This window comes from Streptomyces sp. CA-251387, from assembly GCF_050936625.1.
GTDB lineage: Bacteria > Actinomycetota > Actinomycetes > Streptomycetales > Streptomycetaceae > Streptomyces.
The window spans coordinates 1,842,151-1,861,594 of record NZ_JBNJMJ010000001.1 but is presented as its reverse complement, the minus strand read 5'-3'; the positions used below and the strand labels follow the sequence as shown (position 1 = coordinate 1,861,594).

Sequence of the window (19,444 nt, the reverse complement as noted above, 5' to 3'; positions counted from 1 at the left end):
GGGCCGCGCTCAGGGACGCCATGCCTCGATCGGATTGCCGAGCCAACGGGTGTCGTCGGGGACCGACTCCGCCGCCATGACCAGCGACGCGGGACCCAGCGTCGTACGGGCCCCGATCGCGCTGCCGGGCAGGACGATCCCGCCAGGACCCAGCGTCGCGCCCTCACGGAGGACCACAGTATCCGTCCGCAAGATCCGGTCGTGGAAGAGGTGCGTCTGGAGCACACAACCCCGGTTCACCGTGGACGCGTCCTCCAACGTCACCAGATCCGTCTCCGGCAGCCAGTAGCTCTCCACCCACACGCCCTTGCCGATCCGCGCGCCCAGCCCCCGCAGCCACGCCGTCATCACCGGCGTACCCGGCACCGAGCCCGCCAGCCACGGCACGGCGAGCACCTCGACGAAGGTGTCGGCCAGCTCGTTGCGCCACACGAAGGCGGACCAGAGCGGATGCTCACCGCTGTGATGCCGCCCCACCAGCAGCCACTTCGCCACGATCGACACGACACCGGCCACGGCCCCCGCCCCGAGCAGCACCAGCCCGGACAGCAGCGGCGCCCACACCCCCAGCGCACACAGCGCCGCCACCGTCAGCACCGCCAGCCCCGCCGAGCAGAACACCGGCACGATCCGGCACAGCTCCACCAGACCGCGCGCCCACAGCAAGCGCGAAGGCGGCTCGTACGTCCTGCTCTGGTCGCCGTCGGCCGCGGCGCGCGGCAGCCTGACCGGCGGCAGCCCCAGATACGACGTCCCCTTCTTGGCCTTCTTCGGTGTCGCCGACAGCACGCCGACCAGCCCGCCGTCCGGCACGGTCCGCCCCGGCGCCGTCATTCCCGAGTTACCGAGAAAAGCCCGCCGCCCGATCTCCGCCCGCCCGATCCGCATCCAGCCCCCGCCGAGCTCGTACGGCGCGGTCAGCGTGTCGTCGGCCAGGAACGCGCCCTCGCCGACCGTGGTCAGACTGGGCAGCGCCAGCACGGTCGACACCTCGGCACCCTTGCCGATCCGCATCCCGAGCAGCCGCAGCCAGACCGGCGTGACCAGCCCGGCGTACAGCGGGAACAGCGTCTCCCGCGAGCGGTCCATCAACTGCGTGACCGTCCAGGCCTGCCAGCCGACCCGGCCGTGCGTCGGATACGTCCCCTCGCGCAGCCCCAGGCTCAGCAGCCGTACGGCTATCAGGAGCAGCAGCGCGTACGTCACCCCGTAGGCGAGCGTCGCCGGTACGAGGGCCAGTGCGGCGCCCGTCAGGGGCGCGTCCGGCGTGAAGAACACCTGAGCCACGAGGAAGGCGGCCAGCCCTGCCAGCACGGGAAGCGCGGTCAGCGTGAAGCCGGTGACGCCGTACATCACACCCCAGTACGTGCCCCGCCGCGGCCGCTCCTTGGGCCAGTTGCGCTTGGCCTTGCCCAGCTTGACCGCGGGCGCTCCCGCCCACCGCTGACCGGTGGGGATCTGCCCCGTGACCGCCGAGCCCGGCGCCACCTCGGCCCGCTTGCCCACCCGGGCACCCGGGAAGAGCACGCTGCGCGTGCCGACGACGGCATGCGCGCCCACCTTCACCGCGCCGATCTCCAGCCGGTCCCCGTCCAGCCAGTACCCGGACAGGTCCACCTCGGACTCGACGGCCGCGCCCCGCCCCAGCTTGAGCAGCCCGGTGACCGGCGGCAGCGAGTGCAGGTCCACGTCCGGCCCCACCTTGACGCCCAACGCCCGCGCGTACCGCTCCAGCCACGCCCCGGTCAGCGAGGTCGCCCCACTGAACTCGGCGAGCCGCTCGGCGGTCCACAGCCTCAGATGCACGCCGCCACCCCGCGGATACCGGCCGGGCTTCACGCCCCTGAGCAGCAGCCGCGCGCCACCGGCGGCCAGCGCGAGCCGCCCCGGCGGACTGAACAGGGCGACGGCACCGACCGCGACGAGCCACCAAGGGGCCGTCGGCAGCCACCCGTAGGCGGGCAGCAGATTCCCGAGCGCGGCCAGCGCGACGGTCCAGCGCAGCCCGAGCAGGGTGAACAGTGGGACCAGAAGCAGGAGTTGGATCGCCTGAGCGCGCCGTGGCACGGGCGCGACGACCCGCTCCGCCCCATCCCCCTGCGCGGACTCCTCCAGCCGCCGGGCCAGCTTGCGCAGCACCGGCTGCTGGTAGATGTCCAGCACGGCCGCGCTCGGGTAGCGGGTCCGCAGCCGCGTCGTCAGCTGCGCGGCGGCCAGACTGCTGCCGCCGATCGCGAAGAACTCGTCGGAGGCACTGGTGACGGGGATGCCGAGCACCTCGGTCCACTGCTCGGCGAGCCAGGCCTCGGTGCCGTACAACTGCTCGGCGGGACCGCCCGCTTCGAGGCCCTCCAGGGGCCAGGGCAGCGCGTTCCGGTCGACCTTGCCGGAGGTCCGCGTGGGCAGCTCCTCGACCGGCGCGAGCAACGGCACCAGTGCGGCGGGCAGTTCGGCGCGCAGCTTCTCGACTGCGGCCGCCTGATGCCACCCGTCCTGGGTGACGACGTACCCGACGAGCAGCTGGTTGCCGCTGCGGGCGGTCCGCACGGCGGCGGCCGCACCGGCGACCCCGGGCAGCGCCTGCAGCGCGGCGTCCACCTCACCGAGCTCGATCCGCCGCCCGCCGAGCTTGATCTGCTCGTCGGCCCGCCCGAGGAAGATCAGCCCCTCGGGCTCCGCCTTGACGAGGTCACCACTGCGATACGCGCGGTCCCACCCCAAAGACTCCAGCGGTGCGTACTTCTCCGCGTCCTTCTCGGCATCCAGATACCGGGCCAGCCCGATCCCGCCGATCACCAACTGCCCGCTGCCGCCCATCGGCACCGGCTCCCCGGCCTCGTCGACGACCGCCAGTTCCCAGCCGTTCAGCGGCAGCCCGATCCGGATCGGCTCCGCACCGCTCATCAGCGAGGCGCAGGCCACCACGGTCGCCTCGGTCGGCCCGTACGTGTTCCAGACCTCGCGCCCCTCGGTCACCAGCCGCTGCGCCAGCTCGGGCGGGCAGGCCTCACCGCCGAAGATCAGCAGCCGTACGTCGCCCAGCGCCTCGGGCTCCCACAGCGCGGCCAGCGTGGGAACCGTGGACACCACGGTGATCTCCTGCTCGACCAGCCAGGGCCCCAGATCGGCCCCGCTCCTGACCTGCGCACGCGGCACCGGCACCAGACAGGCGCCGTACCGCCACGCCAGCCACATCTCCTCGCAGGACGCGTCGAACGCGACCGACAGCCCTGCCATGACCCGGTCCCCGGGCCCGATCGGCTCGTCGGTGAGGAACAGCGCCGCCTCGGCGTCCACGAACGCGGCGGCGCTGCGGTGAGAGACGGCGACGCCCTTCGGCTTCCCGGTGGAGCCGGAGGTGAAGATGATCCACGCGTCGTGCTCGACGCCGGGCCGGGCGGCGGGAACCTCGGAGACGCCATGCACGGCGATCTCGTGCCCGGCCCCGATGACGGCCCGGACATCAGCCTCCCCGAACACCAACTCGGCCCGCTCGTCCGGGTCCTCGGCGTCGACCGGCACATAAGCGGCGCCGGCCGCGAGCACGGCGAGAATCGCGACGTAGAGCTCATTGGTCCCGGACGGCACCCGCACCCCGACCCGATCCCCGAGCCCGACCCCCGCCCCGGCCAGCCCGCACCGCAGGCGCTCGACCTCGACGGCGAGTTCACGGTAGGTCAGGCACGTCGTGCCGTCGTCCAGGGCCGGCTCCTCCGGATGCGACCGCACGGACGCCTCGAAGACATCGACGAGCGTGCGCGGCGAGGCCGCCTGGCCCCCGGAAAAACGTGCCGTGTCCCCGAACTGCTGGTGGATCTCCGCCCCGAGCTCTTCGTCGAGCAGGCCGAGAGCGTCGCTCTCCTGAATGGCTGCCATCCGGTCCTCGCGTCTCGATCCCGGAAGCCTCCGGGGCGCTGGCGGGCCCGCAGGTCTGCCTGGGGTTGTCCGGCTCCAGCTCCGTAACAAGCCGGAAATTTTAGTACGAAGCTAGGTTCGGCCCCTTCGATACGCCACTCGGAGCACCCGATCGGGGTGGCGCGGGGCGGGGGAGGCAGGCGCTGACCTGGTGATCTTCGGCGGAACGAGACTTGCCCCACACAACGGCCGAGGGCCGCGACCTCATGGTCACGGCCCTCGCCATTTCGTGTGTCCGAGGGGGACTTGAACCCCCACGCCCGATAAAGGGCACTAGCACCTCAAGCTAGCGCGTCTGCCATTCCGCCACCCGGACAAGGTGTCTGTCGTGCGGGGTTTCCCTCGCGGCGACGAAGGAAACATTACCAGGCTTCGTGGGGTGCCCCGATCACCCCCCGTCGTGGCGTGAACGGCGTGTGACGGGGCGCCGCCGGTCTTGGGCGGGGCCGGGTGGAGGGGGAGGATGAGGGGGACCACCAGCAGGGACAGCGCGGGAGGAAGCAGCGTGAGCGACACGGACACGGCCAGGGGCGTCACCGGCGAGGACGAGGTCGTGGACCTCTGCCGCGAGCTGATCCAGATCGACACCAGCAACTACGGCGACCACTCGGGGCCCGGTGAGCGCAAGGCGGCCGAGTACGTCGCGGAGAAGCTCGCCGAGGTGGGGCTCGAGCCGAAGATCTTCGAGTCGCACCCGGGGCGCGCCTCCACCGTGGCCCGCATCGAGGGCGAGGACCCTTCCCGGCCGGCGCTGCTCATCCACGGGCACACCGACGTCGTACCGGCGAACGCCGACGACTGGACCCACCACCCCTTCTCCGGCGAGGTCACGGACGGGTGCGTGTGGGGGCGTGGAGCCGTCGACATGAAGGACATGGACGCGATGACCCTGGCGGTCGTCCGCGACCGGCTGCGCAGCGGGCGCAGGCCGCCGCGGGACATCGTCCTCGCGTTCCTCGCGGACGAGGAGGCCGGTGGCAAGTACGGCGCCCGGTTCCTCGTCGACAAGCACCCGGACCTCTTCGAGGGCGTCACCGAGGCGATCAGCGAGGTGGGCGGGTTCTCGTTCACCGTGAACGAGCAGCGCAGGCTCTATCTGATCCAGACGGCCGAGAAGGGCATGCACTGGATGAAGCTGACCGTGGCCGGCACGGCGGGCCACGGGTCGATGATCCACCGGGACAACGCGATCACCGAGCTGTCGGAGGCCGTCGCGCGGCTCGGGCGGCACCAGTTCCCCGTGCGGGTCACCAAGACGACCCGCGCCTTCCTCGACGAACTCGGTGACGCCCTCGGTGTCGAGCTCGACGCGGAGGACATGGAGGCGACGCTCGCCAAGCTCGGCGGTATCGCCAAGCTCATCGGCGCGACCTTGAGGAACACGGCCAACCCGACGCAGCTGGGCGCCGGCTACAAGGTGAACGTCATCCCCGGCGAGGCCACCGCGCACGTCGACGGGCGCTTCCTGCCCGGGCACGAGGAGGAGTTCCTAGCCGACCTCGACCGGATCCTCGGCCCGAAGGTGCGGCGCGAGGACGTGCACTCCGACAAGGCCCTGGAGACCTCCTTCGACGGCTCGCTGGTCGAGGCGATGCAGTCGGCGCTGCTCGCCGAGGACCCGACCGCCAAGGCGATCCCCTACATGCTCTCCGGCGGCACCGACGCCAAGTCCTTCGACGACCTCGGCATCCGCGGCTTCGGCTTCGCACCGCTGAAGCTGCCGCCGGAGCTGGACTTCGCGGGCATGTTCCACGGCGTCGACGAGCGGGTACCGGTGGACGGGCTGAAATTCGGGGTGCGGGTGCTGGACCGGTTCATCGATGCGTCCTGAATTGGGCCACTGAAACGACACTTCAGTAATCGTCCAGACGTGCTGGACGTGACCGGGGAGGGTGAACGCGCTCATAAGGTCGTAGCCCTATTAGTTCCTCCTCGTTACAGGTGATGCGATCAGCTACTTGTGATCGCATTGCCAACAAGGAGGAATAATGATCAAGAAGGTCGTCGCCGCTGCGGCTGCCACTGGTGGCCTGGTTCTCGCGGGCGCGGGCCTCGCCGTTGCCGACGCCGGTGCCCAGGGTGCCGCGGTGCACTCCCCGGGCATCGCGTCCGGCAATGTCATTCAGGCCCCGGTTCACGTCCCCGTGAACGTCTGCGGCAACACGATCTCGGTGATCGGGCTGCTGAACCCCGCCTTCGGCAACACCTGCATCAACAAGTGACGTTGTGCCTCGCCCCGTGAAAGGGGCTGAGCCCGTCGGCCCCGGAGCGCGTGCCATGCGCTCCGGGGCCGACCGGCCTTTTTCGGAACGCCGGAACGTCCTGACATCGACAATCCGGCGTCATTCCGGCGTCGTCTTTTCGGAACAAGGTCGAAGGCAGGTAAATCAGCAATGCGACAGGTCACCCGCAAGGGCCTGATGACCGTGGCGGCCGCCACCGGCGTCCTCGCCGCCGCGAGCGGCGCCGCCCACGCGACCGGCTCGGGGGCGAGCGGCTCCAGCTCGAACTCGCCCGGCGTGCTGTCGGGCAACACGGTGCAGGCGCCGGTGCACGCGCCGGTCAACGTCTGCGGCAACACGGTCAACGTCGTCGGGGTGCTCAACCCGGCGATCGGCAACAGCTGCGCCAACCAGGGCGGCGGCGCGTCGGCCGGCCACGACGACGCCGGCGGTGGCGGTGCGTCGGCCGGCGGGCACGCCAGTGACTCGCCCGGCGTCGGCTCCGGCAACCACGTGCAGGCGCCGATCCACGTGCCGGTCAACGTGTGCGGCAACAGCGTCGACATCATCGGCATCGGCAACTCCACCGAGGGCAACGACTGCGCCAACAACGGCGGCGGGGCCCACACCCCGCCGGGCGGCGGCCACGAGAACCCGCCCGGGTCGCCGGAGCAGCCGGGCAACCCCGGTAACCCCGGGCAGCCGGGCAACCCAGGGAACCCGGAGAACCCCGGAAGCCCGCAGAACCCGGACGAGCCGGGCCACCCCGGCACCCCGAGCACGCCGCCCGGCACGGGCGACGTGACGCCGGGCGGCGGCTCCTCGCACGGGAACCAGTCGGGCGCGCACTTCGTCACCCAGCCCGAGGGCGACGCACAGCTCGCCCAGACCGGCAGTGACCTGCCGATGGGCCTCGTCCTCCCGGTCGGCGCGGGGGCGCTGCTCGCGGGCGCGGTGCTCTACCGCAAGGCACGGGCGGCGCAGTAGGGCGTCGGAGCAGGGCGTAGCCATCCGGTACGAGGCGTAGCCATCCGGTACGAACGGAGCGGGCCCCACTGCTGCGGGGCCCGCTCCGTGTGGTGCTTCCTACCTCTGCTGTCCCCGACTCGTCCTGCTGTGCTCGTCTCGCTGTCTTCCTGTCGCCTCAGCTCACCACGTGGCCCGCACCTGGCGGATGATCCTGCGGCGCAGCCGCACCCGGCGGCTCCCGTCGCGCAGCAGGCTCAGGCGGTCCAACTCCCAGTGTCCGTACTCGGCATGGTCCGTCAGCAGGCGTGTGGCGTCCTTGCGGGAGACCCCGCGCGGTACGTACACGTCGACAAATTCGTATTCCGGCATCGCATCTATTGTGCGGGCTGGGGCCCCGTACGGATAGCGTCTGCACTATGTCTGATGCTGTGCAGCCCACCGCTGCCGAGGTACGCGCCGCCGCCGAGGCGGTCAAGACCGCGCTCGACCGCCACCTGGCCGCGGTCGAACGCCGGTCGGGTGAGGACGACCCGGCCGTCTACGAGGCGTTCAACCAGCTGGCCGCGGCCGCCGAGACCTACGACGAGCTGCTCTACGACCGCTACGACGAGGTCACCCCCTTCGAGATCCCCGGTGCGGAGGACGCCCTGCCGCCGTACACGGGCCCCGAGGAACCGAACGCGCTGAGCGTGCTGATCCGCCGCGACTACGCCGTGGTGGAGCCACAGCGGCTGCTGGCGCAGGCCGAGCGGATCGAGGCGGCGGACGACGAGGGCGCGGAGGCCGCCGGCACCGTGCACGGGGCGCTGGGCGTGCTGTTCGGCGAGTTCGAGCCGGACGAGATCGCCTCCCGGCACAAGGAGTTCGGCCTGGAGGAGGGCGACTCCACGCTCTGGGTGACCGCCGCGGACGAGTCGGCCGAGCCGGGGGAGTGGCTGGAGATGCCCTTCGAGGGGATCGATCCGCAGCGGGTGGTCTGCCGGTTCGACGTGAGTGCGGTGTTCGACGACGAGATCGGTGAAGTCGGTGACGAGACCGACGACGTTGACGATCTTGAGGACGACCTCGATACCGAGTTGGACGAGGACGAGGATCTGGAGCCGCTGGACGTGGACCGGTAGCGCGGGGCGCGTCGCGCCGGCGCGGTTGGTTTCGACGGCGGCGGTCACGGTGTTCGTCCGTGACCGTCGCCGTCGTGGTGTGTGCGGTCTCGCCGTGGTGTCTTCGGTGAATGCGCGGCTGCGGGTCGTGTGTGGTTGACGCGCAGTTCCCCGCGCCCCTTTGGGTTGGCTGATCCGCGCTTCTCGGAGCGGATCGGTCAGTCCAGCGACGGCACCTGGGGGCTGAGCAGGACCGGGAGGCGGGTCGTGCGTGGCTTCGCCGGGATCTCGGCGACGGCGCGGGGGAGGGCCTGTTCCGCGCCATGGACCACGGAGAGGTGGCGGTCGGCGCGGCTGAAGGCCGTGTAGACCCACGGGCGGCTGAGGGCCTGGGCCGCGTCGCCCGGCAGAACCACGACGGCCGCCGGCCATCGGCAGCCCACCGCCTGGTGTGCGGTCAGGGCCCAGCCGTGCCGTACGGACTGCTCCACCCGTTCCTTCGGTACGACGACGGCCTCGCCCGCGCAGGACAGGTGCAGTCCCTCGGCGTCGGCCTTCACCACATGGCCCGGCACCGTACGGCCCGGTGCGGGGGAGTAGGCGATGCGGTCACCGGGGTCGAAGCCGCCGAAACGGCCCGGTCCCGGGTTGAGCCGCTCCTTGAGCGCGGCGTTGAGGGCGCGCGTGCCGGCCGCGCCGCCGTGGCCCGGCGTGATCACCTGGGTCTCCTCGGCCGGGACGCCGATCGCGCGCGGCACCGAGTCCGCGACCAGCTGCACGGTACGGTGCACGGCCTCGCCCGCGTCCCGCACGGGCACGATCACGACCTCCTTGCCGGGCGCCTCGACCTGGTTCAGCTCGCCGATGCCGATGCCGGACACCAGCTCGCCCAGCGGGCCGGGGTCCGGCCGCCGTGAGGCGATCTGCGGACAGATCCGTGCCGCCAGCAGATCGGCGAACACCCGCCCGGGGCCCGCCGACCACAGCACCGCCGGATCCCCGGCCAGCACCAGCCGGGCCCCGTCCGGCAGCGACTCCGTGAGCAGCGCCGCCGTCTCGACGTCCAACTGCGGCGCGTCGAGCAGGACGAGCAGATCGAGATCCAGCGCCCCGTCCACGTCCCGGCCGGGCCCTTCGGCACCGGAGAGCAGACCGGCCACGGTGACGACACCGGGCAGTCCGGTCGGGGCGCCGGGATCGGCCGCGGAGGCCGAGGGAGCGGACTCCGCCGGGGCGGCGGCGTAGGACGTGGGTCCGGCGGGGGCGCGGTTGCCCGGGCCGGTGCCGGTGGGCGTGGAGGCATGCGGCGCGGTCTCCGGCGGTGTGTCGCCGTATGACGCGGCTCTGCTGAGCGTGCGGCCGTCCGGCTCCGTCCCCGTCGACGCCGTCCCGCCAGGCCGGTCGCCGCCGCTCAGCAGCGCCGAGAAGCGGTCCCGGCCGAGCGGGCTGTGCGTGGCGGCCCAGGCCCGCAGTCCGAGGCGCTGCGCCGCGTGCAGCAGTGCCGCCGGTTCCGTGAGGGACGCCTCTCCGCCGGTGTGGAGGACCAGGCCGTGTGCCGAGACCGCGCGGATCAGGTCGGCGGCGGGGCCCGCCGCGGCCGCGGCCCGCTCCCACTCCTCGGCCGAACCGTCCTGCTTCGGCACCGAGTTGATCAGGCGGGCCAGTCCGTCGGCGAGGCTCTCCTCCGCGAGGGCGTACTGCTCCAGGCCGACGAGGACACGGACCGGCCGCTCCTCGTCCTCCGCCGCCTCGTCGTCCCGCCGGGCCGGGGCACCGGGTTCGTCCAGGGCGTCCTGGAAGGCCAGGGCCTCGCCCTCGGCCAGGGTGTTCTGTACGGCCGTATCGGCGTCCGGCACACCCCGTTGAGCCAGCGCCGCGGTGAGCGTCGGCAGTTCCAGGGCCGTGTGCCCGGCCAGCGCCGCCTGCTCCAGGAGCCAGACGGTGACCGCCCGGCCGCGCCGTTCGTCGTCCGGTCCGCACTCCGCGCCGAGCAGCGCCCGCGCGAACCCGTCGGCCTGCTCCGGCCGTACGCCACCGACGCGCAGCAACTGCCAGGGGTCCGCCCGCAGCCGGTCGCCCGCGCCCTCGCCGAGCACCGCGGCGACCTGCGGGGCGAGAGCCTCCGGGGCACCGCCGTCGGCCAGTACGCGCCGCACCACTTCGAGGGTCTCCGGCGCGGGGGCCGCAGGCGTCTCGGCCGCCACAGGCTGCGGCCGGCGTACCGGCTCCGGGGCGGGGCGCCGTGGCGGCTCCGGCTCCCTGAAGACGTTGGCCACCGGCTTGGCGCCGCTCTCCACGGCACGTACGGCAGCGAGCAGATCAGCAGCCTTCCCGCTGAGCTTGGCCCCGCTCTCCACGGGCGCCTTCTTCTCCGCCTTCCGCCGCTCGATCCGCTCCCGCTCGATCCGCTGGGCGGCAATCTCGGCCTCGGCCTCCGACAACTGCGCCGCGGCATCGCCGTCGCTGCCGCCGGACTCGGCCGCAGGGACCACAGCCCCGCCGTCCCCGCCCTCGCCGCCGGACGCCGAAGCCGCAGCTTCCTCACCGCTGCCCTCGGTCCCTCCGGCTACCAAATCCGTACCGTCGCCGGATTCCTGCCCCCCAGAGGCAGTTGCACCCCCGGCCCCCGGCGCCCCGCCCTCCGTCGCGGCCCCCGGCGGCACCGGCTCGGTGTTCTCCGTGGTCTCGGGCGGCTCCGTGCTCACAGCGTGCTCCAGTCGTGATCGGGATAGCGGTGCACGGGCGCCGACACATCGTCGAGCGCCCGGCAGATCTCGTCAGGAAGACTAAGGGCCTCCACTGACAATGCCGCCGTGAGCTGCTGTGAGTTGCGCGCGCCTATGACGGGCGCCGCTACGCCGGGCCGGTCGCGGACCCAGGCGAGGGCGACCTGGAGCGGGGTCACGGCCAGCCCGTCGGCCGCCGTCTGCACCGCGTCCACGATGCGGGTCGCCGTGTCGTCGAGGTACGGCGCGACGAAGGGGGCGAGGTGCTCGGAGGCACCCCGTGAGTCCGGCGGCGTCGCGTTGCGGTACTTGCCGGTGAGCACACCCCGGCCGAGCGGGGACGAGGGCAGCAGTCCGATGCCCAGATCGAGCGCGGCCGGCAGCACCTCGCGCTCCACGCCGCGCTGGAGCAGTGAGTACTCCAGCTGCGTGCTCGCCAGCCGGGTCCGCATACCGGGGGCCGCGAGCTGCCACGTCGCCGCCTTGGCGAGTTGCCAGCCGCAGAAGTTGGAGACGCCGGCGTAGCGGGCGCGTCCGCTGCTGACCGCCAGGTCGAGGGCCTGGAGGGTCTCCTCCAGCGGTGTGTACGGGTCGTAGGCGTGGACGTGCCAGACGTCGACGTAGTCCGTGCCGAGCCGGGCCAGCGAGGCGTCCAGCGCGGAGAGCAGATGGCCGCGCGAGCCGTCGAAGCGGCGGTCCGGGTCGGGAACGCTGCCCGCCTTCGTCGAGATCACCAGGTCCCGGCGCGGGACCAGCCCTTCTATGAGCCGGCCGAGCAGGTACTCGGCCTCTCCGTCGCCGTACACGTCGGCCGTGTCGACGAGGGTGCCGCCCGCCTCCCAGAACGTCTTCAGGAGGTCCGCGGCGTCGTGCTCGTCGGTGTCCCTGCCCCAGGTGAGGGTGCCGAGCCCGATCCTGGACACGCGCAGGCCGGTGCGGCCGAGATGCCTCTGCTCCATGAACGCCGAGATTACTGGCCAGAACCTGCCATGTGGGGGCCTGTGGATGACCAGTTTCCAGGACGGTGACCGGGGATGCCGCGGGCCGGGTGGGCGACGCCCGCCACACCGGCCTCCCGGTGGCACGTCCCCCGCGCTATGGTCGGGCCCACAAGGGACGTTACTGATCGGTAAGGGGAATCCGCCATGCAGCTCGGGATCAACCTCGGCTACTGGGGTGCCGGAATGGACGCGGACAATCTCGCCGTCGCCCAGGAGGCCGACCGGCTGGGATACGCCGTGTGCTGGGCCGCCGAAGCGTACGGCTCGGACGCGGCCACCGTGCTCTCCTGGGTCGCCGCCCAGACCGAGCGCATCGACGTCGGCTCCGCCATCTTCCAGATCCCGGCCCGCCAGCCGGCGATGACCGCGATGACGGCCGCGACCCTCGACTCGCTCTCCGGCGGCCGCTTCCGCCTCGGCCTCGGCGTCTCCGGGCCGCAGGTCTCCGAGGGCTGGTACGGCGTCAAGTTCGACAAGCCGCTGGCACGCACGCGTGAGTACGTCGAGATCGTACGGAAGGCGATGACGCGTGAGCGCCTGACGTACGACGGTCAGCACTGGACGCTGCCCCTGCCCGGCGGCCCCGGCAAGCCGATCAAGCTGACCGTGCACCCGCAGCGCGAGCACATCCCGCTGTACATCGCTGCCATCGGCCCCAAGAACCTCGAACAGACCGGTGAGATCGCCGACGGCGCCCTCGTGATCTTCCCCTCCGCCGCGCACCTCGAGGAGACCACGATCCGCCACCTGCGCGCGGGGCGCGAGAAGGCCGGTAAGACCCTCGACGGGTTCGACGTCTGCCCGACGCTCCCGCTGGCCGTCGGCGAGGACAAGGACGTGACCACGCTCGCCGACACCTTCCGTCCCTACACCGCGCTGTACGTGGGCGGCATGGGCAGCGCCAAGCAGAACTTCTACAACCAGCTCGCGCAGCGGATGGGGTTCGAGGCCGCGGCCGCCGAGGTCCAGGAGAAGTACCTGTCCGGCGACAAGCAGGGCGCCGCCGCCGCGATCCCGCACGAGCTGATCGACCAGACGACGCTGCTCGGTTCCGTGGACCGCATCGCGGACCGGATGAAGGAGTACGCGGCGGCCGGAGTCACCACCCTCAGCCTCGCCCCCGCCGGCTTCACCCTCGACGAGCGGATCGCTTCGCTCCGAGCCGGCACCGAGGCCCTGGAGCGCGCCGGACTGGCGTGACACGGGGCGAAGTGCGCCAGAGCGGGGATTTTCTACGGCCGTGGTGGGGGCTCGGGGGTCTTCCCCGCCACGGCCGTCAAGCAGAACAACGCGCGCGTGGCCGTGCGGTTACGCCTCCGTCGTGACCCCGGTGGTCATTCTTTCGGCGGAGTTGTGCGACACAACTGTTGCAGCACCTCTCTCACCGCATTTGACTCGTTCTTTGCGGAATCCTGCAGAGAGGTGCCCAACGATGCTTTCGGCCAAGAGTCTGTTCCAGGAGATCCTCGACAACGACGAGTCCTTCCGCCTGTTCTGCTCCATTGCGGCCAGCGGCGAGTCGCAGGGCGGCTGGGAGAACGCCCGCATCGCCGCGCTCGTCCCGGAGAGCGAACGCTCTCTCGCGCCCAAGATCACCCGGCACGGCGCGGACGAGGACAAGCACGGGCGGATCTTCAACGCCCTGCTGAAGAAGCGGGGCCTCGAACCGGTCCCTGTCCCGCCCGAGACCGACTACACGATGCTGCTGGAGCAGCACGGCATCGGCCTGGCCCACGACAAGCTCAAGAGCGACGAACCCCTCACCGTCCAGGACATCGTCACCTACCTGTCGCACAGCCGCGTCACCGAACAGCGCGCCTCCGAGCAGATGGAGCTGCTGCGCAAACACTTCGCCGACCACCCCGACATCGGCCGCGCGGTCAAGCAGATCTCCAACGACGAGGACAACCACCTCGCTTACTGTCACGAGGAACTCCTGCGCTTCGCGGCCCAGGGGCACGGCCGGGCCATCCAGCGGACACTGCGCGAGTGCGCGCTCGCCGAGATCCGGATCTACCGGGACGTCAGCCTCGCGGTCATGGACCACATGGGCCGCATCCTCGGCTGGCCGCGGCCCAAGGCGGCGCTGCTCGCCGCCGGCATCCACGCCGTGTACGCCTGGGAGCGGTTCGCGGGCTGGCGGCGCATGGTCTCCCTGAAGATGCCGGAACGGCGCGACGCCCTCGGCGGACCCGCCACGTCGGCGCCCGAGTTCGCCTGACCCACATCCAGCCCCGGCTCCTGACCTACATCCAGCCCCGGCTCTTGAACAGCCGGTACAGCAGCACCTCGACGGCGGCCATGCCCGCGATCAGCGCCGGATACGACCAGGCCCAGGTCAGCTCCGGCATGTGCTCGAAGTTCATCCCGTAGATCCCCGCGATCATCGTGGGGATCGCGGCCATGGCCGCCCACGCGGAGATCTTCCGCACGTCGTCGTTCTGCCGGACGCTCATCTGCGCCAGATGCGCCGCGAGGACGTCGGAGACCAGCCGGTCCAGGCCCTCCACCGCCTCGTTCACGCGCGTGAGGTGGTCGCTCACGTCGCGGAAGAAGGGCTGCGCCTCCTCGTGCACGAACGGCACGCCCGCACCGAACAGTCCCGTGCCCGCGAGCCGGGACAGCGGCTGCGCCAGCGGGCCGGTGGCCCTGCGGAACTCGAGGATCTGCCGCTTGAAGGCGTAGATGCGGGACGCCGTGTGCCGGGAGCTGCCGCCGACCGGCGAGAACACCTCCGCCTCCAGCTCCTCCAGGTCGGTGCCCAACTCGTCGGCCACGTCCACATAGTGGTCGACCACGGCGTCGGCGATCGTGTACAGCACCGCCGTCGGACCGTGCCGGAGCATCTCCGGCTCGTGCTCCAGACGGCGCCGTACCGTCCCGAGCGGCGCCTCCTCGCCGTGCCGGACGGTCACCACGAACGAGTCGCCGATGAAGACCATGACCTCGCCGGAGGAGACGATGTCGCTCTTCGGCTCGTACCCGACCGGCTTGAGGACCATGAACAGCGAGTCGTCGTACACCTCCAGCTTGGGCCGCTGGTGCGCCTTGAGGGCGTCCTCCACGGCCAGCGGGTGCAGTCCGAACTCCTCGGTGACCTTGTCGAACTCCGTCTCCGTGGGCTCGTACAGGCCGATCCAGACGAACGCGTCGTCCTGCAGACGGCACAGATCCAGGGCGTCGGAGAGGTCCTCCGGCCCTTCCGTCCGGCGCCCGTCCCGGTAGATGGCGCAGTCGACGATCACGGAGCGTATTCTCCCGCCGTCCGCCCGCGGACGCACCCCCTGGTGCGCCTACGCTGGGCGGCATGCCCACGCTGATCCTGGTCCGGCACGGACGTTCCACCGCCAACACCGAGGGAGTGCTCGCCGGCTGGACGCCCGGCGTCGCCCTCGACGAGCGCGGGGCCGCGCAGGCCGCCGCACTGCCCGGCCGGCTCGCCGAGCTGCCGATCTCCGAGGTCGTCACGAGCCCCCTGCAGCGCTGCCAGGAGACGATCCGGCCGCTCCTCGACGCCCGGCCCGGACTCACCGCACACACTGACGAGCGGATTGGGGAGTGCCACTACGGCGACTGGTCCGGCCGCAAGCTCGCCGAACTCAAGGACGAGCCGCTGATGGAGGTCGTGCAGGCGCACCCCTCGGCGGCCGCGTTCCCCGGCGGCGAGTCGATGCGCGCGATGCAGACCCGGGCCGCCGAGGCCGTACGCGAGTGGAACGCGCGCGTGGAGCGCGATCACGGCGCAGACGCCGTGTATCTGATGTGCTCGCACGGCGACATCATCAAGTCCCTCGTCGCGGACGCACTCGGTCTTCATCTCGACCTCTTCCAGAGGATTTCCGTAGAACCGTGTTCCATCACCGCGATCCGTTACACCCGCCTGAGGCCGTTCCTCGTACGCCTCGGGGACACCGGTGATTTCGCGTCCCTCGCCCCGCGCGAGGAACCGCCGGCCACGGACGCGACGGTCGGAGGCGGCGCGGGCGCACCGTGATCGTCCGGCGCAGTAGGGTGAAGCGGTCGAAGCAGCGCCGTACTCACGATTTCGCCGTACTCAGATTCGCCGTACTCACGATTCCCATGGAGACAGGACGTGTCCCGTCAGGTGTTCCTCTACGACCCCCCGGACCGCTTCGTGGCCGGTACGGTCGGGCTGCCCGGACGCCGTACGTTCTTCCTCCAGGCCACCGCAGGCTCCCGGGTGACCAGCGTGGCCCTGGAGAAGACCCAGGTCGCCGCCCTCGCCGAGCGTATGGACGAACTGCTCGACGAGGTCGTACGGCGTAGTGGCGGCAGCGCCGCCGTCCCCGCCATGGCGCCCTCCGAGATCGCCGACACCGCCCCGCTGGAGACCCCCATCGAGGAGGAGTTCCGCGTCGGCACCATGGCCCTCGCCTGGGACGGCGAGGAGCAGCGCATGATCGTCGAGGCGCAGGCCCTCGTGGAGCTCGACGCCGACTCCGAGGAGGACCTCGCCGAGGCCGAGGAGCGACTGCTCCAGGACGAGGAGAACGGACCCCCGATGCTGCGGGTCCGGCTCACCGGCGCGCAGGCGAGGGCCTTCGCCAAGCGCGCCCTGGAAGTCGTCAACGCCGGGCGGCCGCCGTGCCCGCTGTGCAGCCTCCCGCTCGACCCGGAAGGACATGTATGTCCGCGCCAGAACGGATACCGCCGCGGAGCGTGACCTCGGTGGACCTGCTCGCCGAGGGCGAGCTGACCGTGCGCGGCCGCATCCGTGAGGCGTCGAACGCCGCTCTGTTCTGCACGGTCGCGTACGAGGGCCAGGAGGCGACCTGCGTCTACAAGCCGGTCGCCGGTGAGCGGCCGCTGTGGGACTTTCCCGACGGGACGCTCGCGCAGCGCGAGGTCGCCGCGTACGAGGTCTCCGAGGCGACCGGCTGGGGGCTCGTACCGCCCACCGTGCTGCGGAACGGGCCCTACGGCGAGGGCATGGTCCAGCTGTGGATCGACGTGACGCCCGAGGACGAGCTCCTCGCCCTCGTCGACGGCCAGGAGCCCGAGCCCGGCTGGAAGGCGATCGGCTTCGCCGAGGTCGGCGAGGGCAGGACCGCGCTGCTGGTGCACGCCGACGACGAGCGGCTGCGGCGGCTCGCCGTCCTGGACGCGGTGATCAACAACGCCGACCGCAAGGGCGGGCATCTGCTGCCCACCGAGGGCGGCCGGCTGTACGGCATCGACCACGGGGTCACCTTCAACGTCGAGAACAAACTGAGGACGCTGCTGTGGGGCTGGGCGGGGGAGCCCCTCACCGCCGAGGCCGTCGAGGTGCTCGGCACACTGGAGGAAGGGCTGAAGCAGGGCGGTGAGCTGGCCGTACGGCTGGCCGGGCTGATCACCGCCGCCGAAGTGGAGGCCACGCGCGCGCGTGTCGAGGCGCTGCTGGCCTCCGGCAAGCATCCGGAACCGAGCGGGGAGTGGCCGGCGATTCCCTGGCCGCCCGTCTAGCAGAGCCGTCCAGCCCGGAAGCACAATGGCCGGTATCGCACAAGAAGGCCTTACCGGCCATCCGGCCTGGTCCGGTTCGTATCCGGAACATCCGTCCGGTTAGGCTCATGACATGTATGCCTGGCCCGCTTCTGAGGTCCCCGCCCTGCCTGGTCAGGGCCGCGACCTGAGGATCCACGACACCGCGACCGGCGGTCTGGTCACCCTCGACCCCGGTCCCGTCGCCCGTATCTACGTCTGCGGCATCACGCCGTACGACGCGACCCACCTGGGTCACGCGGCGACCTACAACGCGTTCGACCTGGTTCAGCGCGTGTGGCTCGACACCAAGCGGCAGGTTCACTACGTCCAGAACGTCACCGACGTCGACGATCCGCTCCTGGAGCGGGCCGAGCGGGACAGCATCGACTGGGTCGCCCTGGCCGAGAAGGAGACCGCGCTCTTCCGCGAGGACATGACCGCCCTGCGCATGCTGCCCCCGCAGCACTACATCGGCGCGGTGGAGGCGATACCCGGGATCGTGCCGCTCGTCGAGCGGCTGCGGGACGCCGGCGCCGCGTACGAGCTCGAAGGGGACATCTACTTCTCCGTCGAGTCCGACCCGAACTTCGGCAAGGTCTCGAACCTCGACGCCGCCGCCATGCGGCTGCTGTCCGCGGAGCGCGGCGGCGACCCCGACCGGCCGGGCAAGAAGAACCCGCTCGACCCGATGCTGTGGATGGCCGCCCGCCCCGGCGAGCCCAGCTGGGACGGCGCCTCGCTCGGGCGCGGCCGGCCCGGCTGGCACATCGAGTGCGTCGCCATCGCCCTCGACCACCTCGGCATGACCTTCGACGTCCAGGGCGGCGGCTCCGACCTCGCCTTCCCGCACCACGAGATGGGCGCCTCGCACGCCCAGGTGCTGACCGGCGAGTTCCCCATGGCCAAGGCCTACGTCCACGCCGGCATGGTCGCCCTGCACGGCGAGAAGATGTCCAAGTCCAAGGGGAACCTGGTCTTCGTGTCGCAGCTGCGGCGCGAGGGCGTCGACCCGGCCGCCATCCGGCTCGCCCTCCTCGCCCACCACTACCGGGCCGACTGGGAGTGGACCGACCAGGTGCTCGAGGACGCCGTCGCCCGCCTCGGCCGCTGGCGCGCCGCGGTGTCCCGGCCGGACGGGCCGTCCGCCGAGGCGCTCGTCGAGGAGATCCGCGACGCCCTCGCGAACGACCTCGACGCCCCGGCCGCGCTCGCCGCGGTCGACCGCTGGGTGGCCGTACAGGAGGAGACGGGCGGTACGGACACGGGCGCCCCCGGTGTCGTGTCGCGGGCCGTGGACGCCCTGCTGGGTGTCGCCCTGTAGCGACCGGAGCATGTGAGAGGGGCGCTTCCTCCCCGCGGGTGGAAGCGCCCCTTTTGGTTCAGGTGCCGGTCAGATCCGCTGGATCCGTACGCTGCGCAGGACGCTCGGCGACTGGGTGTCCCAGATGCCGATCACCTGGTGGCCGAACGCGAAGGCCTGCTGGATCTGCTGGTGGATCTGCGGGTTCGGGTTGTTGAGAACCCGGAACTGGTTGTTGATGCGCAGGAAGATCTGGTGCGGCTGCCCCTGGAGCGGGTGGACGACGTCGACGAAGCCGTTCGCCACACCGGAGGCGAGGGCCTGGGCCTGCACGTGCTGGACGACCTGCTGAACCGCCGCCAGCGTGACCTGCTGGAGCTGCTGCTGCATCTGCTGCTCGGCCTGCTGCGCCTGCTGGTCCTGCTGGTCCTGCTGCTGGGTGCCGAAGGGCTGGCCCAGCTGCTGCAGCAACTGCTGGAACGGCTGCTGCTGGCCGAGCTGCTGAAGCTGCTCCAGCGAGCCGCTCATGCCCATGCCGTACGGCTGCTGCTGGCCGGGGCCCTGCTGCTGGCCGGGGCCCTGCTGGCCGTAGCCCTGCTGCTGACCGAACGGCTGCTGCTGGTACGGCGACGTGCTGGGGTACTGCTGGCCTTGCTGTTGTCCCATGTGACTCATCTGCGGGGTGGTGCTCATGCGGGTGTCACCTTCCCTGGATGTGATGGGC

Annotated in this window: 16 protein-coding genes and 1 tRNA gene; 10 read left to right on the top strand and 7 right to left on the bottom strand. The window is 71.6% G+C overall.

From position 1 onward, the window contains the following. Positions 1 to 9: 9 nt before the first annotated feature. On the bottom strand, positions 10 to 3,876 hold the full coding sequence (locus ACQEV2_RS08165) for a Pls/PosA family non-ribosomal peptide synthetase (protein WP_433038082.1): 3,867 nt from the start codon (positions 3,874 to 3,876) through the stop codon (positions 10 to 12). Between the two features lie 270 nt (positions 3,877 to 4,146). Continuing rightward, a tRNA-Leu gene (locus tag ACQEV2_RS08160) sits at positions 4,147 to 4,232 on the bottom strand. A 188-nt stretch (positions 4,233 to 4,420) separates the two neighbouring features. On the opposite strand from ACQEV2_RS08160, the gene ACQEV2_RS08155 reads away from it, so the two are divergent. The 3 genes from ACQEV2_RS08155 to ACQEV2_RS08145 all read left to right on the top strand — a co-directional run bounded on the left by ACQEV2_RS08155 (position 4,421) and on the right by ACQEV2_RS08145 (position 7,124). Beyond that, a complete protein-coding gene (locus ACQEV2_RS08155) occupies positions 4,421 to 5,746 on the top strand; it encodes a M20/M25/M40 family metallo-hydrolase (protein WP_433038080.1) in 1,326 nt (441 codons plus the stop codon). Positions 5,747 to 5,903: 157 nt separating this feature from the next. Continuing rightward, complete coding sequence (chpH, locus tag ACQEV2_RS08150; protein WP_433038078.1) at positions 5,904 to 6,137, top strand: chaplin ChpH; 234 nt, start codon at positions 5,904 to 5,906, stop codon at positions 6,135 to 6,137. Between the two features lie 171 nt (positions 6,138 to 6,308). Continuing rightward, positions 6,309 to 7,124, top strand: a complete 816-nt coding sequence (locus tag ACQEV2_RS08145) for a chaplin family protein (protein WP_433038076.1) — start codon at positions 6,309 to 6,311, stop codon at positions 7,122 to 7,124. Between the two features lie 162 nt (positions 7,125 to 7,286). Here ACQEV2_RS08145 and ACQEV2_RS08140 read toward each other — a convergent pair whose 3' ends face one another. Then, positions 7,287 to 7,475 carry a DUF5703 family protein gene (locus ACQEV2_RS08140; RefSeq protein ID WP_005485166.1) on the bottom strand — a complete coding sequence of 63 codons (189 nt, stop codon included), beginning with the start codon at positions 7,473 to 7,475 and terminating at the stop codon, positions 7,287 to 7,289. 47 nt (positions 7,476 to 7,522) lie between these two features. Here ACQEV2_RS08140 and ACQEV2_RS08135 point away from each other — a divergent pair, with 47 nt between their 5' ends. After that, complete coding sequence (locus ACQEV2_RS08135) at positions 7,523 to 8,227, top strand: hypothetical protein (RefSeq protein WP_433038072.1); 705 nt, start codon at positions 7,523 to 7,525, stop codon at positions 8,225 to 8,227. Positions 8,228 to 8,424: 197 nt separating this feature from the next. Here the strand turns inward: ACQEV2_RS08135 and ACQEV2_RS08130 are convergent, their stop codons facing one another. Both ACQEV2_RS08130 and ACQEV2_RS08125 read right to left on the bottom strand, forming a co-directional pair. Continuing rightward, on the bottom strand, positions 8,425 to 10,911 hold the full coding sequence (locus tag ACQEV2_RS08130) for a helix-hairpin-helix domain-containing protein (protein ID WP_433038070.1): 2,487 nt from the start codon (positions 10,909 to 10,911) through the stop codon (positions 8,425 to 8,427). Continuing rightward, the gene (locus ACQEV2_RS08125) at positions 10,908 to 11,891 is read right to left on the bottom strand and encodes an aldo/keto reductase (protein WP_433038068.1); all 984 of its coding nucleotides are present in this window, start codon (positions 11,889 to 11,891) and stop codon (positions 10,908 to 10,910) included. The genes ACQEV2_RS08130 and ACQEV2_RS08125 overlap by 4 nt, the downstream gene beginning before the upstream one ends. A gap of 186 nt (positions 11,892 to 12,077) precedes the next feature. On the opposite strand from ACQEV2_RS08125, the gene ACQEV2_RS08120 reads away from it, so the two are divergent. Together ACQEV2_RS08120 and ACQEV2_RS08115 are read left to right on the top strand one after the other, a co-directional pair. Next, positions 12,078 to 13,133: an LLM class F420-dependent oxidoreductase gene (locus ACQEV2_RS08120; protein ID WP_433038066.1), complete on the top strand. Its 1,056-nt coding sequence runs from the start codon at positions 12,078 to 12,080 to the stop codon at positions 13,131 to 13,133. Between the two features lie 232 nt (positions 13,134 to 13,365). Then, positions 13,366 to 14,154 carry a ferritin-like domain-containing protein gene (locus ACQEV2_RS08115; protein ID WP_433038064.1) on the top strand — a complete coding sequence of 263 codons (789 nt, stop codon included), beginning with the start codon at positions 13,366 to 13,368 and terminating at the stop codon, positions 14,152 to 14,154. A gap of 25 nt (positions 14,155 to 14,179) precedes the next feature. Here ACQEV2_RS08115 and corA read toward each other — a convergent pair whose 3' ends face one another. Then, positions 14,180 to 15,178 carry a magnesium/cobalt transporter CorA gene (gene corA, locus ACQEV2_RS08110; protein WP_433038062.1) on the bottom strand — a complete coding sequence of 333 codons (999 nt, stop codon included), beginning with the start codon at positions 15,176 to 15,178 and terminating at the stop codon, positions 14,180 to 14,182. Positions 15,179 to 15,240: 62 nt separating this feature from the next. Between corA and ACQEV2_RS08105 the strand changes: the two genes are divergently transcribed. From ACQEV2_RS08105 to mshC, 4 genes are all read left to right on the top strand, one after another. Continuing rightward, positions 15,241 to 15,927, top strand: a complete 687-nt coding sequence (locus tag ACQEV2_RS08105; RefSeq protein WP_433038060.1) for a histidine phosphatase family protein — start codon at positions 15,241 to 15,243, stop codon at positions 15,925 to 15,927. A 99-nt stretch (positions 15,928 to 16,026) separates the two neighbouring features. Next, entirely contained in the window at positions 16,027 to 16,617 is a 591-nt protein-coding gene (locus ACQEV2_RS08100) for a DUF3090 domain-containing protein (RefSeq protein ID WP_433038058.1), read from the top strand. After that, the gene (locus ACQEV2_RS08095) at positions 16,581 to 17,399 is read left to right on the top strand and encodes an SCO1664 family protein (RefSeq protein WP_433038056.1); all 819 of its coding nucleotides are present in this window, start codon (positions 16,581 to 16,583) and stop codon (positions 17,397 to 17,399) included. The genes ACQEV2_RS08100 and ACQEV2_RS08095 overlap by 37 nt, the downstream gene beginning before the upstream one ends. A 112-nt stretch (positions 17,400 to 17,511) precedes the next feature. Next, a complete protein-coding gene (mshC, locus tag ACQEV2_RS08090; RefSeq protein ID WP_433038054.1) occupies positions 17,512 to 18,741 on the top strand; it encodes a cysteine--1-D-myo-inosityl 2-amino-2-deoxy-alpha-D-glucopyranoside ligase in 1,230 nt (409 codons plus the stop codon). 69 nt (positions 18,742 to 18,810) lie between these two features. Here mshC and ACQEV2_RS08085 read toward each other — a convergent pair whose 3' ends face one another. After that, a complete protein-coding gene (locus tag ACQEV2_RS08085) occupies positions 18,811 to 19,413 on the bottom strand; it encodes a hypothetical protein (RefSeq protein WP_433038052.1) in 603 nt (200 codons plus the stop codon). Positions 19,414 to 19,444 lie beyond the last annotated feature (31 nt).

Excerpts from the sequence above, each read along its gene's own strand:
- ACQEV2_RS08165 (WP_433038082.1), bottom strand. The coding sequence starts at position 3,876 with ATGGCAGCCATTCAGGAGAGCGACGCTCTCGGCCTGCTCGACGAAGAG.
- chpH (WP_433038078.1), top strand. The coding sequence starts at position 5,904 with ATGATCAAGAAGGTCGTCGCCGCTGCGGCTGCCACTGGTGGCCTGGTT.
- ACQEV2_RS08145 (WP_433038076.1), top strand. The coding sequence starts at position 6,309 with ATGCGACAGGTCACCCGCAAGGGCCTGATGACCGTGGCGGCCGCCACC.
- ACQEV2_RS08140 (WP_005485166.1), bottom strand. The coding sequence starts at position 7,475 with ATGCCGGAATACGAATTTGTCGACGTGTACGTACCGCGCGGGGTCTCC.
- ACQEV2_RS08135 (WP_433038072.1), top strand. The coding sequence starts at position 7,523 with ATGTCTGATGCTGTGCAGCCCACCGCTGCCGAGGTACGCGCCGCCGCC.
- ACQEV2_RS08125 (WP_433038068.1), bottom strand. The coding sequence starts at position 11,891 with ATGGAGCAGAGGCATCTCGGCCGCACCGGCCTGCGCGTGTCCAGGATC.
- ACQEV2_RS08120 (WP_433038066.1), top strand. The coding sequence starts at position 12,078 with ATGCAGCTCGGGATCAACCTCGGCTACTGGGGTGCCGGAATGGACGCG.
- ACQEV2_RS08115 (WP_433038064.1), top strand. The coding sequence starts at position 13,366 with ATGCTTTCGGCCAAGAGTCTGTTCCAGGAGATCCTCGACAACGACGAG.
- ACQEV2_RS08105 (WP_433038060.1), top strand. The coding sequence starts at position 15,241 with ATGCCCACGCTGATCCTGGTCCGGCACGGACGTTCCACCGCCAACACC.
- ACQEV2_RS08095 (WP_433038056.1), top strand. The coding sequence starts at position 16,581 with ATGTCCGCGCCAGAACGGATACCGCCGCGGAGCGTGACCTCGGTGGAC.
- mshC (WP_433038054.1), top strand. The coding sequence starts at position 17,512 with ATGTATGCCTGGCCCGCTTCTGAGGTCCCCGCCCTGCCTGGTCAGGGC.
- ACQEV2_RS08085 (WP_433038052.1), bottom strand. The coding sequence starts at position 19,413 with ATGAGCACCACCCCGCAGATGAGTCACATGGGACAACAGCAAGGCCAG.